Source organism: Chryseobacterium endalhagicum, assembly GCF_016745235.1.
GTDB lineage: Bacteria > Bacteroidota > Bacteroidia > Flavobacteriales > Weeksellaceae > Chryseobacterium > Chryseobacterium endalhagicum.
In genome coordinates this window covers 92,092-110,364 of the sequence record NZ_JAELVM010000003.1, presented here as the reverse complement: position 1 = coordinate 110,364, position 18,273 = coordinate 92,092, and the positions used below count along the sequence as shown (strand labels likewise).

Here is an 18,273-nt window from a genome sequence, read left to right as displayed (position 1 = left end):
TATAATTTTTTTAAGAATTATGAAGCAGATTTAGGGCTTTAAACTCCCAAAAATAAACGAAAAATTAAAATAATTGTGAATACAATGTTAATTAATTAAAAAAAAATATATTTTTATTGTCTCAATTTGAGAATTAAAAAACTAACTGTATATGAATCAAAGAATATCAAGAAGCCTGGGATTGGTTGCGGTGCTGTATTTTACAGCGAATTTCAGTGCACAGACCAGCGTCAAGGACACGATCCCCAAAGAGAATAAAATAGACGAGGTTATCGTAATTGGTTACGGAACCCAGAAAAAGAGTAATGTTACCGGAGCTATTGCCAGTATTAAAGCAAGCGACATCGAAAACATTCCGGCAGGTAAGCCTGAGCAGGTATTGCAGGGAAGGGCAGCCGGTGTTTCTGTAGTGACGAATTCCGGGCAGCCTGGTGCTGCTGCCACAGTAAGGGTAAGGGGAATTACCAGTTTTGGAGCAGGGAGCAACAGCCCTTTATGGGTAGTAGATGGGATTGTGGTAGATAATATCGGATGGCTGAATCAGTCTGATATAGAAAGCATGGAAGTATTGAAGGATGGAGCCTCATCCGCAATCTATGGGGTTTCTGCTGCAAAAGGAGTTATTCTGGTTACTACGAAAAAAGGGAAAAAAGGAAAACTCAGCCTTTCTTACAACGGTTTTTATGGTTTTTCAAACACGTCTAAAAAATTAGATCTTTTAGATGCCACCCAATATGCAAAGATCATTAATGAAGGCTTTGTCAATGACGGGCAAGCACCCAGATACGCCAACCCGGAATCATTTGGAAGAGGGACAAACTGGCAGGATGCGATCTTCGGAACGGGCGAAAAATCTTCTCATGAAGTAAGTATCACTGGGGGTAATGAAAAATCTACCTACTATACATCATTTGGATATTTTGATCAGACGGGTATTGTAATGAGTGATATTTCTTACTATAAAAGAATCAATGCAAGGTTTAACTCCACCCATAAGGTAACAGATTTTCTAACCTTAGGACAAACCTTTGCCTATACCCATACGAAATCCCAGGGAATCAGTGCCAACGAGGAATTCGGAGGTCCGCTAGCTTCAGCGGTTAATTTAGATCCTACCACTCCGGTAGTGGTTACAGACTGGTCTATGGTGGATCCAAGCGGCTATACCAACCCATATATTATTCGTGACGAAAATGGCAATCCGTATGGAATTTCCCGTTATGTGAATCAGGAAATGACCAATCCAAGAGCCTTCCGCCATATCCAGCAGGGAAATTACAGCTGGTCGGATGACTTTGTAGGAAATGTTTTTGCTGAGCTTAAGTTCCTTAAAAGTTTTACCTTCAAAACAAGTTTGAACGGTAAGAAATCGTATTGGGGAAGCCGTACTTTTGCCCCGAAATATTATTTAAGTCCCAATTTTAGCAACACAAGCTTTAACAGCCTGAATAAGGTAGACGAAAATAAATTCGAATGGAGCATGGAAAATACGCTGACCTATCAGAATAAATTCGGCGATCATAATTTAAGTGTATTGATAGGACAAGGTGTTTACCGGTATAATATTTCCGGGGGTGCAAGTCTTACCTATACCAATCTTCCTGTTGATAACTGGCAGGATGCTTCTTTCAACTTTAATATTCCTCAGGACGACATTACAGCTACCGGGTGGGATGGAATTCAGACCCGAAAAGCGTCTTATTTTGGAAGGATCATTTACGATTATGCAGATAAATATTTATTTACCGGAACCATTCGTAGAGACGGTTCTTCAAAATTTGCCACGAAAGAGCACTGGGGAACTTTTCCTGCGATGTCTTTAGGATGGAATGTTCATAAAGAAAATTTCTGGCCTGAAAACAAAGTAATTAATAATTTGAAATTAAGAGGAGGTTACGGAGTTTTAGGAAATGATGAAATGGAGAATTTCAGATTTGCAAGTTTCATGGTTTCCGGAAGTAATTATACCACTGCAGGAAATAATATCATCATTGGATATGCGCCAAGCACACTGGAAAACCCGAACCTGAAGTGGGAAGAAACCAGCCAGCTGAATATTGCTGCGGATTTAAAACTTTTCAATAACTTCACGCTTACAGCAGACTGGTACAGAAAGAAAACATCTGATATCCTGAGACAGGTGAATATCCCGGGTTATGTAGGGGTTCCTAATTTACCCTGGGCAAACGTTGGGGATATGGAAAACACAGGTTTGGAACTTGAGTTAGGGTACAAAAAGAACTGGGAAGATTTCACCATATCAGTAAACGGGAACTTTGCGACTATTAAAAACAAAGTTTTACGATTGGAAGATGATATAGATTATTTCAACCTTGCTTCTTTCCAAACGATGGGAGCGGTATCCAGAGTGGCAGTAGGACAGCCTTACGGATCATTCTACGGATTCACATATGGAGGTGTTTTCCAGAATCAGGCACAGGTAGATTCCTATGTGAATGCCAATGGAACCAAACTATTGCCCAATGCGAAACCGGGAGATTTTATCTGGCAGGATAACAACGGCGACGGTAAAATTGATGACAATGACAAAGTAAATTTAGGAAGCTCTATTCCGAAATATACTTTCGGACTGACCGTCAATTTAAATTATAAGAATTTCGATTTTATGATGTTTGCCCAGGGGCAGGCCGGAAACAAGATTTTCCAGGGGCTGAGAAGACTGGACATGCTTGATGCCAATTACCAGACAAGAGTCTTAGACCGATGGACAGGGGAAGGTTCTACCAATGATAACCCGAGAATTACCCGAAGTGATACGAACCTCAACTATTCCAGGATGTCCAATTATTATCTTCAGAAAGGAGATTATGTCCGTTTGAAAATCATCCAGCTGGGCTATACGCTTCCTCAGGATGTTACCAGCCGTTTTGGAATGAGCAAGGTAAGACTGTATGTAACCGGAGAAAATGTCTTTACTTTCACAAAATATACAGGCTACGATCCGGAAATTGCAGGAAGAAACAATTCCGAGCAAGATATCATAGGGGTGGACAGAGCTTACTATCCGCAAGCCAGAACATTTTTATTAGGTGCTAATATCCAATTTTAATAATGAACAAAATGAAAAATAAGAATTTTTTATATAAAGGCCTGGCTATTACATTTCTTACAGGCATGAGTTTCAGCAATATTTCCTGTAGCGATTCATATCTGGATGATGTAAAGAATTCAGGTTCTTTTAATACTGATCTGTATTTTCAGAATGAGCAGCAGTCTTTCAGTGCATTGGTTTCCGTCTATGATCTTTTAAGAAAATATTCAGGAGGATTCGAGAATACGGTTACTTTTTTTAATGCAGGATCTGATGATTTCTTTTCCGGTGGTGGAAACTCCAATGACGGAGCAGGAATTCAGGGTATGAATAATTTTACCATTAATCCCAATACCATGCCTGCGAGTTACTGGAAAGATTATTATCAGGGGATTGCACGGGCCAACCTCTTAATCGAAAGAGTTCCGGGCGCTACCATGAGTGAGGATATTAAAAAAAGATATATTGCCGAGGCCAGAGTATTGCGCTCCCTGTACTATTTTGAATTGGTAAGAATGTTTGGCAATATTCCGCTGGTTCTCAAAACCATTCAGTTTGGGGAGGATTACTGGAATATACCACAGGCAAAACCTGCTGAAGTGTATCAGCAGATAGAAAATGATATTGTTGTTTCAATTCCGGATTTAATGATGACGGCCAGCGGTAATGACAAAGGCAGAATTACACAGGGAACAGCCAGAGCTATACTGGGGAAAATTTATCTCTATGATAAAAAAATGCCACAGGCAGCAGAGCAGTTTGCTCAGGTGAACGGTACTCCCGGAGGAACCAGCCAATATGGGTACAAGCTTGTAGCCAACTATGCAGATCTGTTTAAAGTAGGCCCTGAAACAGCAGATCCATACAAATTTTCCACAGAATCCATCCTGGAAGTAATGCATACCAACAAAGGAAATTCTGATTGGGGTTTTTGGGGACAAGGGAAAGACGAAGGTAATTCAATCAACGTGATGGTGGGACCACGTTCTTATTCTTTAGCAAATGTCCCGAATAATAATGCACCGGATGTCTATTCAGGATGGGCATTTAACACGGTTACAAATGATCTGGTCAATTTCATGCAGGGAGATCCAAGATTGGATGTCACTGTTTTCAATGCAAAACAATTGGTGACAGACGGTAAAATTACTTACAGTCCCGCGTATGCAGATACCGGTTATTTCTTAAAAAAATATTTACCTACCAATGACTTAAAAAGCTCACTTCCAGGACCGGCAGAACTGAATTTCAGACAAAATTATGTTGCCATAAGACTGGCAGACACTTATCTGATGGAAGCAGAAGCTTTAGGAGGAAGCGGGGGAAGAGCGCAGGCTTTATTGGATGCTGTAAGAGCAAGAGTAGGCTTAACTCCAGTTCCTGTTTCTCTACAGGCTATTAAAGATGAAAGAAGGAGAGAGCTTGCCGGAGAAGGACACAGATGGTTTGACCTTGTAAGATGGGGCGATGCACCGGCGAAACTTGCTTTCAAAGGATTTACAAGCGGTAAAAACGAAATTTTACCAATTCCGTTCAATGAATTACCGAACACAGCCATGCATCAAAATCCTTTCTATTAACCTATGAAGTTTCACAGTTTATATAGTTTCTTTTTTAAAGGTACCGCGCTGCTTTGCGGCGTGGTACTTTTTCCTTTATCGTGCGCCTCTGTGGGTACTGATAATGGAAATCATGTTCAATATTGGCTGACGAAAGGCAATGAAAGTATAAAATTACAACCTCAGACGCCTGTGAGATTTACAACAGATTCCAATAGCTGGCAGAATATTGAAATTGATGACACTCAAAAGTTTCAATATGTTGACGGTTTTGGCTATACGCTCACGGGAGGCAGTGTTGAGGTAATCAACCGTCTTTCACCTGCCAGGAGAAAAGCTTTGTTGAACGAACTTTTTGGACATGATAAGAACTCCATTTCCATCAGCTATCTGCGGTTGAGTATCGGAGCTTCCGATCTTGACGGTGAAGTATTTTCCTATGATGATCTTCCGGAAGGACAGACAGATCCTGCGCTTTCAAAATTCAGTCTTGCGAAAGACAAAGATCTGATTGCAATGTTAAAAGAGATTTTAACGATCAATCCTGAAATTAAAATCATAGCTGCGCCATGGTCGCCTCCGGTTTGGATGAAAGACAACGGAAAATCAAAAGGAGGAAGCTTAAAACCTGAGTTTTATAAGGTCTATGCTGAGTATTTTGCAAAATACATTCTGGGCATGAAAAAAGAAGGAATTACCATCGATGCCATCACGCCTCAGAATGAACCGCTTCATCCCGGAAACAACCCAAGTTTACTGATGCTGTCCGAACAGCAGAGAGATTTTATCAAAGGCCATTTGGGTCCTGTTTTTAAAGCTCATCAAATTAAAACAAAAATTGTAGTCTATGATCATAACTGCAATAAACCTGAATATGCCCTTGATATTCTGAAAGATCCGGAAGCTTATCAATATATAGACGGTTCAGCATTCCATTTGTATGAAGGTGATATTTCAGCTTTAAGCACGGTGCACAACGCATTTCCCGATAAAAATTTGTATTTTACCGAGCAGTGGACGGGAGCCAAAGGTACTTTTAACGAAGATCTGAACTGGCACGTTAAAAACGTAGTCATTGGTTCCATGAGAAACTGGAGCAAAATTGCTTTGGAATGGAATGTAGCGAATGATCCTCAGTACAAGCCGCATACAGATGGCGGATGTACGGAATGTAAAGGAGCAATAACAGTTTCGGACAGTGAAAATTTTACCAGAAATGTTTCCTATTATATCATTGCACATGCTTCCAGATTTGTTCCTGCAGGTTCACAGCGAATTGCTTCCTCACAGACAGAAAGCCTGTCTACGGTAGCATTTAAAACCCCATCAGGGAAAACAGTATTGATTGTTCAGAACGGAAACAGTTCCGAAGAAAGTTTTAATATCAAATATAACGGTAAGACTGCTCCCGTAATTCTTTCAGGAAATTCGGCGGCAACTTATGTTTTTTAATTTTATATCATGAAAAGAGCTTATTTCTTACTTGCCATTGCAGCATTAAGTACCCATGTCTATGGACAAAAAACCGTTGATCAGAAAGTGGCAGAACTGCTTTCTAAAATGACATTGGAAGAAAAAGTAGGACAGATGGTCCAGTACAGCGGGTTTGAATATGCAACGGGACCTCAGAAATCCAATTCTGCAGCTGTTTTAGAAGAAATAAAAAAAGGAAAAGTAGGCTCCATGCTGAATGTGGCAGGTGCAGATGAGACTAAAGCTTTCCAGAAACTGGCCCAGCAGTCAAGGCTGAAAATTCCATTGCTGTTTGGGCAGGATGTCATTCATGGCTACCGGACTACCTTTCCTGTCAATTTAGGCCAGGCAGCAAGCTGGGATCTCGGAATGATAGAAAAATCAGAAAGAATTGCTGCTACAGAAGCTTCTGCATACGGGATCCACTGGACATTTGCGCCAATGGTAGACATTGCCAGGGATCCTAGATGGGGCAGAGTAATGGAAGGTTCCGGTGAAGATACTTATCTGGGAACACAGATTGGTCTGGCAAGAATTAAAGGATTTCAGGGGAAAGGTTTAGGGAGTCTGGATGCGGTGATGGCCTGTGCCAAGCATTTTGCGGCTTACGGAGCGGCTGTAGGCGGAAGAGATTACAATTCTGTAGATATGAGCCTCAGGCAGCTGAATGAAACGTATCTGCCTCCGTTTAAAGCAGCAGCTGAAGCGGGAGTGGCCACATTCATGAACTCATTCAATGACATCAACGGAATTCCGGCAACTGCCAGTCAATATATTCAGAGAGACCTGCTGAAAGGAAAATGGAACTATAAAGGTTTTGTGGTTTCAGACTGGGGAAGTATAGGAGAAATGATTCCTCACGGTTATGCCAAAGATGCTAACGAAGCCGCTGAAAAGGCCGTTTTAGGAGGAAGTGATATGGATATGGAGAGCCGTGTTTATATGGCTGAGCTGCCTAAATTGGTTAAAGAAGGAAAAGTAGATGTAAAATTCGTGGATGATGCAGCAGGAAGAATCTTAGCAAAGAAATTCGAAATGGGACTCTTCGATGATCCTTACCGGTTCAGTAACGAAAAAAGACAGAAAGAACAGACCGATAACCAGGAAAACAGGAAATTCGGAAGAGAATTCGGTTCTAAAAGTATTGTCCTTCTTAAAAACCAGGGGAATATTCTTCCACTTTCGAAAACAGTAAAGACAGTTGCTCTGATCGGGCCTTTCGGAAAGGAAACTGTTGCTAATCATGGTTTCTGGTCTATTGCTTTTAAAGATGATAACCAGAGAATTGTTTCCCAGTTCGACGGAATTAAGAATCAGCTGGATAAAAATTCAACTTTATTATATGCAAAAGGCTGCAACGTAGACGATCAGGACAGATCTATGTTTGCAGAGGCTGTAGAAACCGCCAAAAAAGCAGATGTTGTGATTATGACTTTGGGAGAAGGCCATGCCATGAGTGGTGAAGCTAAAAGCCGAAGCAGTATCGGTTTCTCAGGCGTACAGGAAGATCTGCTGAAAGAAATTGCCAGGACCGGAAAACCAATCATTTTAATGGTCAACGCCGGAAGACCTCTGATTTTTAACTGGGCAGCAGAACATATTCCTGCCATAACGTATAACTGGTGGCTGGGAACCGAAGCCGGAAATTCTATTGCCGATGTTCTCTTCGGAGCTGTAAATCCGGGTGGAAAGCTTCCGATGACCTTTCCAAGAACGGAAGGCCAGATCCCGGTTTATTACAATCATTACAATACGGGAAGACCTGCAAAAAACAATACCGACAGAAATTATGTTTCCGCCTATATTGATTTAGACAATGATCCGAAGTTTCCGTTTGGCTATGGACTGAGCTATACAGATTTTAAATATTCTGATATGGCATTAAGTTCGTCAAATCTTAAAGGAAATCAGACTTTAAATATCAGTGTGACGGTTTCCAATACCGGAAAATATGACGGTGAGGAAGTCGTTCAGCTGTATATCAGAGATCTTTTCGGAAAAGTAGTAAGACCTGTAAAGGAGCTGAAAGGTTTCCAGAAAATATTGATCAAAAAAGGAGAAAGCAGAAAGGTAGATTTTAAACTGACTCCCGAAGACCTGAAATTCTTCGACGATGAACTGAATTTCGACTGGGAAAGCGGGGATTTTGACATTATGATCGGAACCAATTCCCAGGATGTACAGACGAAAAGAATTACCTGGACGAAGTAAAAAATGTTTCGGGCTGGGCTTTAGCCCAGCCCGAAACAAAAAAACAAAACTTTGAACAATAAGATTAAACATGATTCAAAGCTCAGAATTGAATAGAACACGAAAATATTCAATAGAGCCGGGCTTTAGCCCGGTCAAAACAAAAAACAAAACCATTCAATAGGGTTGGGCTTTTTAGCCCAACTCCATGTAAACCAAAAAATAAAACGGCTTTAGCCAAAACCTAATCATAAACTATCATTCATGAAAATCAGATTCCTACATATTACCCAACTCTGTACCGCAGGAATTCTAGCCTTTTCTGTGATAAACTGTGCTTCAAACCAACAGATTTCTGGAAAAAAGCTGATCTGGAGTGACGAATTTAACGGCACCGGACTTCCTGATTCAAAAAAATGGAACTATGATGTAGGCGGAGGCGGTTATGGCAACAACGAAGCTCAGTTTTATACAGAGAACAGATTGGAGAATGCCAGAATGGAAAATGGAAATCTGGTCATTGAAGCGAAAAAAGAAAACTGGGAAGAGAATAAATACACTTCTGCAAGACTTTTAACCAGAGGAAAATTTTCTTTTCAGTATGGAACCGTTGAAGTCAGGGCGAAGCTTCCTAAAGGCCGTGGAACCTGGCCCGCTATCTGGATGATGAGTGAAAATATGAAAGAATGGCCGGATGACGGCGAACTGGATATCATGGAGCATGTGGGTTTTAATCAGGGATATGTACATGCTTCCGTTCACACCAAAAAATACAATCATATTCAGGGAACCCAGAAAACGGATACGCTGATCGTGAAAGATGTGAGTGAAAAATTCCATGTGTACAAAGCTGACTGGACACCGGAGAAAATTGATGTCTATATTGACGGGCTGAAGTTTTTTACTTATGAAAATAAAGAGAAAACCTATGAATCATGGCCTTTTGACCAGCCTTATTTTATTATTTTAAATCTGGCGGTAGGTGGTTTTTGGGGCGGAAAAGAAGGAATAGATGATGCTGTTTTTCCGCAGAAGTATTATATAGATTATGTAAGGGTTTATCAAAATAAATAATGAAGAGAGGACGGTTTCGTCCAAAAACAGAAAGAAAAAATTATGAAAAAACTAATTGTGAGTTGTCTGACGGTAGGCGTGTTTTTGAATGCCAATGCACAGAACTACTGGAAAAAAAATGCAGGAAAAACCGGAAAAGTGATTCTTACCCATTCCAAAACCAACGAAAAAATGGTTGATAAAGGAACGGTTAAGTTTGAGAAATTCGGACAGCCGAAAGAAACGGATGCCTGTATCTTCGTGGATCCGGATTTTAAATACCAGAAGCTGATTGGAATAGGCGGGGCCATCACCGATGCTTCTGCTGAAACCTTCTATAAAATGCCGAAGGATAAACAAAAAGAAATCCTTGAGGCTTACTTTGGAAAAAACGGGCTGGGTTACACGGTAGTCCGTACCAATATGAATTCCTGCGATTTCTCCAGCGATTCCTATACTTATGTGGAAGATAATGATACAGCTTTAAAGACTTTCAATATTGCCCACGACGAAAAGTATAAGATTCCCATGATCAAAGAAGCTCAGAAAGCCATCGGGAAAGATTTTACCTTCTATTTTTCCCCCTGGAGTCCTCCGGCATGGATGAAATCAAATAAAAGCCTGTATAAAGGAGGAAGGCTGGAAAACCAGTATTACCAAACCTGGGCAGATTATTATATCAGATTCATCAAAGAGTATGAAAAAAGAGGCATCAACATCTGGGGACTGACCGTACAGAATGAGCCTATGGCCACACAAACCTGGGAATCCTGTATTTATTCCGCAGAGGAAGAAGGAGAGTTTCTTAAGAATAATTTAGGTCCAACCCTTTGGAAAAACGGTTACAAAGACAAAAAAGTAATGATCTGGGATCACAACAGAGATCTGATCTATCAGAGAGCAACGACTACATTAAGTGATCCGGAAACGTCAAAATATGCCCACGGAATCGGCTATCACTGGTATGAAACCTGGAATAATAAAACCCAGCTTTTCGATAATTTATCAGAAACACAGAAAGCTTTCCCCGATAAGTTCCTTGCCTTTACCGAAGGGTGTAAAGAGCAGTTCAAAATGTCAGGAATTTATGATGTCAGCTTAGGAGAGCTTTACGGTAGAAATATGCTGAATGATTTCAATAAAGGAACTGCTTTATGGACAGACTGGAATGTACTATTGGACGAGACCGGAGGACCCAACCACGTAGGGAATTTTTGCTTTGCACCCATTATTGCAGATACCAAAACCGGAGAAGTGCATTATACCTACGAATATTATTATGTAGGCCACGTTTCAAAATTCATTAAACCGAATGCACAAAGGATAGGAACCTCTTCCAACAGAGCAGCTTTGACATCCACAACCTTCATGAATGAAAACGGTCAGCTGGTTACCGTAATTATGAATGATTCTGAAAATGATATCGAAACCAATTTATGGATTGAAGGAATGTCTGCTAAATTATCTGCGCCGGCCCATTCAATTCAGACGGTGATTTTATAGGATTAAATTATTGAGAGAAGCGGGAAGTTACTGTCAGTTATAATATGAAAAACAGTCCTTAGAATAATAAAACCGGGTTATCATTGTTTTTTTGACTTCAAAAACTTCCATCGAACTTCCTTACAACATCTAAACTTCATATTGACTTTTTTTTATAGAACCGGCGGCCGCAAAGAGGCCGCCGGTTTATTTTTGCAATATTTTAAATGCTGTTATTCAACATCATATTTACCGATTACTTTCTGAGTAACTCCTGAACTGCTGAATCCACCGTCATGGAAAAGATTCTGCATTGTTACTTTCTTGGTAAGATCAGAGAAAAGAGTAACGCAGTAGTCTGCACACTCTAAAGCTGTAGCATTTCCAAGCGGAGACATATCTTCAGCATAACCCAGGAATCCTCCGAAACCTTTCACACCGCTTCCTGCAGTGGTCATTGTTGGAGACTGGGAAACCGTGTTTACACGTACTTTTCTTTCTCCCCAGTAGTTTCCGAAAGTTCTTGCGATGCTTTCCAGATAAGCTTTGTTATCAGACATATCATTATAATCAGGGAACGTTCTCTGAGCGGCAATATAAGTAAGCGCCAAAATGCTTCCCCACTCATTCATACAGTCTTTTTCCCAGGCCACACGCATTACTTTATGGAAAGAAACAGCTGAAATATCCCAACCTTTTTCCAACCAGTCATAATTCATTTCTGTATAATGTTTCCCTTTTCTAACGTTGATAGACATTCCGATAGAGTGAAGGATAAAGTCGATTTTTCCAAATTTTGCAACAGCGGCATCAAAAAGTTTTTCAAGATCTTCAATAGAGGTAGCATCTGCAGCGATCACCTCAGAACCTGTTTTTTCTGCTAAACCATTAAGTTCTCCCATTCTCAAAGCAATAGGGGCATTTGATAAGATAAATTCAGCACCTTCCTCATGACATCTTTCTGCAACTTTCCATGCGATTGATTGCTCATTAAGGGCTCCAAAAATAATTCCCTTTTTGCCTTTAAGTAAACCGTATGACATAATTTTTTAATGTTTATTTAAATACAAATGTAGCAATAATTTGCGTTTGGGACATCATAAAAATGGAGCCTTATTGATTTAAGACTCCATTTTCTTGAAAATATTTATACGACTGAAATTTTAATTGGTTTTCTTATTCCATTCTGCCTTTACATCTTCCGCTGCATCTTTGGTTTTTTCCCAGGCTTCATTCGCCTTATCTTTAATATCATCCCAGGCGTCAGAAGCGTTGTTTTTTACCTTTTCAAACCAGTCTTCCTGATTTGCCTCCTGGTCATTATCCCTTTTCTCGTTGATGTAGTCCTTTGCTTTTTGGGCCAGATCCTCTATTTTCCATTTTGCATTGTCTGCTGCATTTTTTAAAGAGTTCTCTGTGTTGTTTACTGCATCTTCCGCTTTGTTGTATTCTGAATTGTTCATAATGTAATATTTTATTGTGTTGTACCAGTAATTAAACAAGAACCATTCCTAAAATTACAGGCTCCTGTTAAACTTTTCTTAATCTTTTGTTATACTTTTCTAAATCGTGGTACCTTTAATATAAAATGTATTGCCATGGAAAAAATACGCTGCGGCTGGTGCGAAAAAGATGACCTTTATAGAAAATACCATGATGAAGAATGGGGAAGACCTGTATATGATGATGAGACTATTTTTGAATTTCTTATTCTTGAAAGCTTTCAGGCCGGACTGAGCTGGTATACCATCCTTTCCAAAAGAGAGAACTTCAGAAAAGCCTTTGATGATTTTAATTATAAAAAAATTGCGCTGTATACTGATGATAAAATTGAGGGGCTTATGAACGACCCTGGAATTATCAGAAACAGGCTTAAAGTAAAAGCAACAGTAAACAACGCACAGAAATTCCAGGAAGTGCAGAAAGAGTTTGGGAGCTTCTCTACATATATCTGGGGTTTTGTAAAAGGAAAACCGATAGATAATAAGCCCCAGACCTTGGGTGATGTTCCGGCCACTACAGAAATTTCAGATGCCCTGGCAGCAGATCTTAAGAAAAGAGGCTTTAAATTTATGGGATCCACCGTAGTTTATGCCCATATGCAGGCAACCGGACTGGTGAATGATCATATAAAAAGCTGTTTCACCAGAAAGTAATCCGTTTTGTTTTATTCAGTTTTATGTGATATTTTTTATAAATTATGTAATCATATATACTTGTTTTGAATTTTGGAGTACCTATTGATAGCGTTCTGAAAGGCTTTTCGTGTGTTTTTTCAGATAAAAATGTTTCATTTAATGGTGATTAGACGGCGATTTAATCACTAATAAGTGTATATTTTATGCTTTTAATAAAAAATATGGTGTTTTGTTAAATATTTGTATATTTGCAGCCTCAAAAAATACACTATTAATAATCAGGTGATGCATAGCAATTTCGGACTTAAGCTTTTTCTTTCTATTTTCTTATTTAATAATTTTATTCACGCACAGGTGGGGATTGGAATATCTTCGCCGGATCCCTCAGCTATGCTGCAGGTGGCTTCTAAAAACAAAGGAGTGCTTCTCCCGAGCATTGCCCTGGCATCATCCACAGACCAGACCACGATTCAAAATGCGGCTGAAGGACTAATGGTCTGGAATAATGGCACAGGAACTTTAGCTGAGACTGGTTTTTATTACTGGAATAAAGGGAAATGGAATATGCTTTCTGTAACTACAGCAAGCAGTGGAAACGGAACAAGCGGGGGAAGTGTTGCGCCATTGGCCGTATGGAATAATTCTGCAACAAACAGCGGTAACTCTGGAGGGGCCAATACGAATCTTTCTTTGGGAACCAATACTTCCGATGATCTTGTTTTTAAAGTAAATTCTACCGCGGTAGGAAGATTGGGAGTGAATAATTCAATCAGTTTCGGGACGGCGGCTAATGCAGCTCAAAACGGGATTGCTCTGGGAAATTCAAGCAGTGCTTATCAGGGAATTGCCATTGGAACCAATACTTCCGTTACAGCCAATGAATCCGTCGCATTGGGAGCGAATTCAAAAATATCCGGATATCAGTCAACGGCAGTAGGATTTAATGCCAAAGTAACGGTGAATGAAGCGACAGCTATAGGAAATAATGCGGAAGCATCAGGTTTTCAATCCATTGCAGTAGGATATAATGCAAAAACAACAACGAATGATGCAACGGCCTTGGGGAAAAACTCAATAGCTTCAGGATTTCAGTCGGTAGCTGCAGGGTACAATGCAAAAACATCTTCTAACAGCGAAACAGCAATAGGATATAATGCTTTAACCAACAACCAGAATTCAACGGCTATAGGATCGGGGGCCAATGCATTGGGTCAGTTTTCCACAGCAGTAGGGTATGGAGCAGCAACTTCACAGGCGAATGCCATTGTAATCGGGAATAATAATGCCAATATCGGAATCGGGACAGAAGCACCGAATGTTTCTGCCAAACTGGATGTAAACGGATCTTATAAACTGGGTGAAAAGGGGAGCGTACAGAAAAATCAGATCAGTTTTGAAGCATGGCCTTCAGTTTCTGTATACAACCTGGAGCCGGGAAAATCCGTGACTATGGAAATTTCAATTCCTGCCAATATACAGCCCGGTTCTACAAGAGCAGCAATCGTTGTTTCTCCTGCCGGAGATTTTGCGGGTAATACTTCTTTCTCTATTTCCAATCCAAGGATGACTTCCACTTCAGGTGTTACCATCAATCTTACCAATGTCTCAGGAAGTACGGCAAGCCTGTATTCCGGTCACTTTTATGTGATGATCAATGAGTTTTAAAAGAAAGCAAGATTCTCACAATTTTTTGAGGATTTTATGCTGCGAGTAATGGGCTATCCGGACCTTATTTTCCAACAATAAGCGCTGAAAAACATGTCTTTTTATGTGCATAATTTCCCCTTTTTCAGTTTTATACTCAAAAATAAAGGATAGGTTTGCTTTTTCTTCTGAAATCCCAAAAGTAAATGCCCTTTTTCCTATCCGGAAAGATCTGCTCCAGTTTTTAGATGGAGAATCTGTTGTTCTGTTTTTAGAAATAGCATGTTTCATTTTGTTCTTTATTGATGGGCGGATCAGTGGAATTTAATATCAATTCTATGTTTCAGTGAGCTTAGGAAATTTTCTGAGTCTGCGGTCTGGTTTTCTTCTCAGTATCACTTGTCATTTTATAAGTAAACCTCTGATAAACCTGTTCATGGCCAATCTCTTCCACTTTTTCCACCACAGATTCTTTCAGCTTTCCGGTACTTCTTTCAAAGTGGCGTTCTTCCCTCTGGAACATTTTAAAATTGAGTACATCTAAATCAATCCGTTCTTTAAACTGATGATAGGCGGCATTCAGATATCCTTCTGAAAGCGGAAGTACGGGATAGGTATTTACCAGAACACTCAGCGTATTTGGACTGGAGGTTTTCTGTTCTTCAATATTCATGCTCCATTCCAGATTGGCTGTGTTAAGGACATTGGCGCCTATTATTTTCTTGGTTTTTGGAAAACTGACGTCAAATATCTGTCCAAAATACATATGAAGAAATTCACTGTTTTGAATGGCTTGTGCCAGCTTATCCTTGTTGGTAAATAGAGAATCATTAATGGCTATTAACTTCTTCAATTCATCATTATTAGAGACAGCGGCGGTCATTTCTGCTTTTGTCTGTTCCCATTTAGAGAGGATAAGATCCATATTCAAAACCTCAATAATCTGTCCTTTCTGTGAGAGTTTCAGGTGAAGTTCATTAAACATCCTGTTAAATGCAGCTGTAACCTGTGCAATTTCTTTAACTAAATCATTATTGGACTGATCCAGAAACAGGTCCAGTAAAATAATTCTGCATTCTATTTCATTTTCATTACAACGGATCACCGTAAAATCATACCTCATAATGGTTCTTGAAACCATATGATTGTCGATCAGTTTGGAATTTGTATCAATGACTAATTCAAATTGTTCGTTGAACGGTTCAATAATGATAACTTTATTATCTAGCATAGTTTGTTCTCTTAAATATATTCTGTACTGTATGAATCAATATTACCAATCTCATCATGTTCAAAATAATAATGTATTAATTCCACGGCTTCCTCCCTGGTGACTTTAGTTACCGCAAATTCAATAATATTTTCATCCAGTAATATTTCTACCTTGATGTCTTTGTTGTCAAATACTTCATTGGGACTTAATGTTTTTAGCTGCAAATAGGAACTGCCAAATTCCTGATTATAAAAAGTATAGTCATCAGTCCAGTCCAGGCTTTTGAATAATGCTACTGCTTCATCGTAATTAAGAAGAGAGGCATTATGACCTTTTGATTCACTGTGTAATATTTTTCTTATCTCCATATTATTGTTGAAAAATGAATGGTTATTAAATGTTAAAATTGGAATAGTTTATTATGGGTTCTCCAGAGCTTCAATTAATGGCACGTATTCTATTTTTTTCGCAAAGTCAAGAGCACTTTGTCCGTTATTATTGTAATTTGGATCTGCCCCATATTTTAAATAGGTTTTAACTAAATCAATGTCTTCTGTTTTTTTTACATAAAATACAGCATACCATAAGGGTTGTCCTCCAAATTGATCTGTAATGGTGAGGTCAGCTCCATTTTGAAGTAGGAGTTCTGCAATTTTTACTTTATGATCAACACTGGTCCATGCAATGGGCTGCTTTTCCGGAAGTAAATGTAAAGCTGTTCTGCCCTCAATATTCTGTAAATTAGGATCGGCTCCATAATCGAGCAGAAGTTGTACAGATTCTACACGTTCCATTTTAACCGCCAGCATGAGTGCTGTGTGCAACATGCCTTTCTCTGGTTCATTTATAATTTCTTTATTTCGATCCAGTATTTCTATCAACTCTGTCGGATCTTCTTTTATGGCTGCTTTGTGAATACTCATAGCTTAAGATGGGTTTAATTTCCAAATATCTATTGATGATTGATTTTTATATAATTAAAATTATTGATCAAAAGGGTATAGCGAGGTTTCTGATTCATGAGAGTGGGAGCTGCTTGTCTCTGGTGTTTCAGGTCTGTAATACTGAGGATCATTATAATAGTTAAGAAATTCTTCCTCTGTAATTCGGCCTTCTCTTAATGCTTTAACTAAATGTCTGTATTCATATCCTGGTCTGTGGCCTTTGTGCCAGTTTCCTTTTAAAGGTTCCCCTGGTCTCCAAACTATTTCTTTACCATTGGGAGTAGGATCATAAACTTTTCCAGTAGGTCCTTTTGCATTCTCATAAATCTGCTCATTTAATTCTGCTTCATTTCTGAAACGTGGTCGCCCATCTTCATAAGCCCTGCCCGAAGGAGGTTTAAAAAATGGATTCGCTTCATTGGGCACGGGAGTACCTGCTCTTACTCCCCACGGATTGTTTCGTGTATAATAAGGCTTTCCGTTTGGACTCATCGCCATACCTTTCGGGAGAGCTTTGAAATTCAGTCCGTACAGTAAAAGCATGGCATCGGACAAACGCAGTCCGCTGATTCCTTTTTCTGAAATCCTGCTTCCGAATTCATATTCCGGTAATGCTCCTTTGGCTGCACTATCTAATAACGCAGAAGAATCTTCTTCTCCCAAAGCGTAATCATGCCACGCCGATTCTGCTCCGTGTGTAACTCTGCCTCCAAGCAGCACGGCCCCAATACTTCCTCCTCCTATCCCGAACGAGGCACCCAGGTTTCTCAAAATACTCATTCCGGTAGGTCTGGCCCAAACCATAGCTGCCCGGGAAAAATTGACTCCGGTACCCAGCGTACCACCGGAAGATGTAACTCTGCTTAAAACAGAAAGACCTCTTCCTAAACCCAGTCTTCCCGCCAGTGTGCTGGTTGTAGCGGTAGCTGAACCTGTCACTGCTCCAACTCCGGCTAATTGGCCTCCTGTTCCTATAAGAGCTCCGGTAAGGAAGCATTCTGTTAATTTTGCCCCATAGCTCACCGCAGCATACCCGAAAGCATCCAGCCAGTTTTTGATATTGGGGGCAAACTGAATAAGTCCTCCGGCTTTACATTCCATTTGGTGAATGCCGGTAATGGTTTCGGTACCGGTAGAAATAAAATTAGATTTACTTCCAAGCCATTTTCTGGCAGGCCCCATTTTATGCCCGCATAAAAGTCCTCCTACCACAGCTCCGATTACCCCGCCGACAAGTCCGGCTACTGCTCCTAAAAGCACAAGACCCATTCCGCCAGTTGCTACTGTAAGAACACCTACAGCAACTGCCACTACTACTGCCAGGGCAGCAATAATAGCCATCAGCAGCATGTATTTTTTGCAGCCAAAATCGATCCAAAGTGCAGTACTTGTATCTTCTACGGTAATATATACTTTACCGTCAATGGTTTTATTGCTTTTTCTGGTTCCTTGAAATGTGGTAGGCACTGCCCCCTCAGAGCAAATCCAGAAATCTTTTTCTGTAATAATTTCTGCTCCCATATGC

14 protein-coding genes are annotated in these 18,273 nt (G+C 39.9%); 8 read left to right on the top strand and 6 right to left on the bottom strand.

Annotated elements, in window-relative coordinates; genetic code table 11:
• Nucleotides 1–151 precede the first annotated feature (151 nt).
• From JET18_RS16240 to JET18_RS16215, 6 genes are all read left to right on the top strand, one after another.
• Nucleotides 152–3,070, top strand: a complete 2,919-nt coding sequence (locus JET18_RS16240; RefSeq protein WP_202092747.1) for a SusC/RagA family TonB-linked outer membrane protein — start codon at nt 152–154, stop codon at nt 3,068–3,070.
• Nucleotides 3,071–3,081: 11 nt separating this feature from the next.
• Nucleotides 3,082–4,632, top strand: coding sequence for a RagB/SusD family nutrient uptake outer membrane protein (locus JET18_RS16235; protein WP_202092745.1), 1,551 nt, complete (start codon nt 3,082–3,084; stop codon nt 4,630–4,632).
• Between the two features lie 3 nt (nt 4,633–4,635).
• Nucleotides 4,636–6,063: a glycoside hydrolase family 30 protein gene (locus tag JET18_RS16230; RefSeq protein WP_202092743.1), complete on the top strand. Its 1,428-nt coding sequence runs from the start codon at nt 4,636–4,638 to the stop codon at nt 6,061–6,063.
• A 9-nt stretch (nt 6,064–6,072) separates the two neighbouring features.
• Nucleotides 6,073–8,295, top strand: coding sequence for a glycoside hydrolase family 3 N-terminal domain-containing protein (locus JET18_RS16225; RefSeq protein ID WP_202092741.1), 2,223 nt, complete (start codon nt 6,073–6,075; stop codon nt 8,293–8,295).
• Between the two features lie 243 nt (nt 8,296–8,538).
• A complete protein-coding gene (locus JET18_RS16220; RefSeq protein WP_202092739.1) occupies nt 8,539–9,348 on the top strand; it encodes a glycoside hydrolase family 16 protein in 810 nt (269 codons plus the stop codon).
• A 42-nt stretch (nt 9,349–9,390) separates the two neighbouring features.
• A complete protein-coding gene (locus JET18_RS16215; protein WP_202092737.1) occupies nt 9,391–10,830 on the top strand; it encodes a glycoside hydrolase family 30 protein in 1,440 nt (479 codons plus the stop codon).
• Nucleotides 10,831–11,042: 212 nt separating this feature from the next.
• Here JET18_RS16215 and JET18_RS16210 read toward each other — a convergent pair whose 3' ends face one another.
• Both JET18_RS16210 and JET18_RS16205 read right to left on the bottom strand, forming a co-directional pair.
• On the bottom strand, nt 11,043–11,852 hold the full coding sequence (locus tag JET18_RS16210; protein ID WP_123940030.1) for an enoyl-ACP reductase FabI: 810 nt from the start codon (nt 11,850–11,852) through the stop codon (nt 11,043–11,045).
• A gap of 120 nt (nt 11,853–11,972) precedes the next feature.
• Entirely contained in the window at nt 11,973–12,272 is a 300-nt protein-coding gene (locus JET18_RS16205) for a hypothetical protein (protein WP_202092735.1), read from the bottom strand.
• A 135-nt stretch (nt 12,273–12,407) separates the two neighbouring features.
• Here JET18_RS16205 and JET18_RS16200 point away from each other — a divergent pair, with 135 nt between their 5' ends.
• Both JET18_RS16200 and JET18_RS16195 read left to right on the top strand, forming a co-directional pair.
• Nucleotides 12,408–12,965 (top strand): DNA-3-methyladenine glycosylase I, encoded by a 558-nt coding sequence (locus tag JET18_RS16200; RefSeq protein WP_202092734.1) that lies wholly within the window; start codon nt 12,408–12,410, stop codon nt 12,963–12,965.
• A gap of 267 nt (nt 12,966–13,232) precedes the next feature.
• A complete protein-coding gene (locus JET18_RS16195; RefSeq protein ID WP_202092733.1) occupies nt 13,233–14,612 on the top strand; it encodes a hypothetical protein in 1,380 nt (459 codons plus the stop codon).
• A gap of 331 nt (nt 14,613–14,943) precedes the next feature.
• On the opposite strand, the gene JET18_RS16190 is transcribed toward JET18_RS16195, so the two are convergent.
• From JET18_RS16190 to JET18_RS16175, 4 genes are read right to left on the bottom strand one after another with little or no spacing between them, the layout of a single operon-like run.
• On the bottom strand, nt 14,944–15,822 hold the full coding sequence (locus JET18_RS16190) for a hypothetical protein (RefSeq protein ID WP_202092732.1): 879 nt from the start codon (nt 15,820–15,822) through the stop codon (nt 14,944–14,946).
• 11 nt (nt 15,823–15,833) lie between these two features.
• On the bottom strand, nt 15,834–16,172 hold the full coding sequence (locus JET18_RS16185) for a hypothetical protein (RefSeq protein WP_202092731.1): 339 nt from the start codon (nt 16,170–16,172) through the stop codon (nt 15,834–15,836).
• Between the two features lie 51 nt (nt 16,173–16,223).
• A complete protein-coding gene (locus JET18_RS16180; protein WP_202092730.1) occupies nt 16,224–16,727 on the bottom strand; it encodes an ankyrin repeat domain-containing protein in 504 nt (167 codons plus the stop codon).
• Between the two features lie 60 nt (nt 16,728–16,787).
• Nucleotides 16,788–18,269, bottom strand: coding sequence for an HNH/ENDO VII family nuclease (locus JET18_RS16175; RefSeq protein ID WP_202092729.1), 1,482 nt, complete (start codon nt 18,267–18,269; stop codon nt 16,788–16,790).
• Between the last annotated feature and the right edge of the window lie 4 nt (nt 18,270–18,273).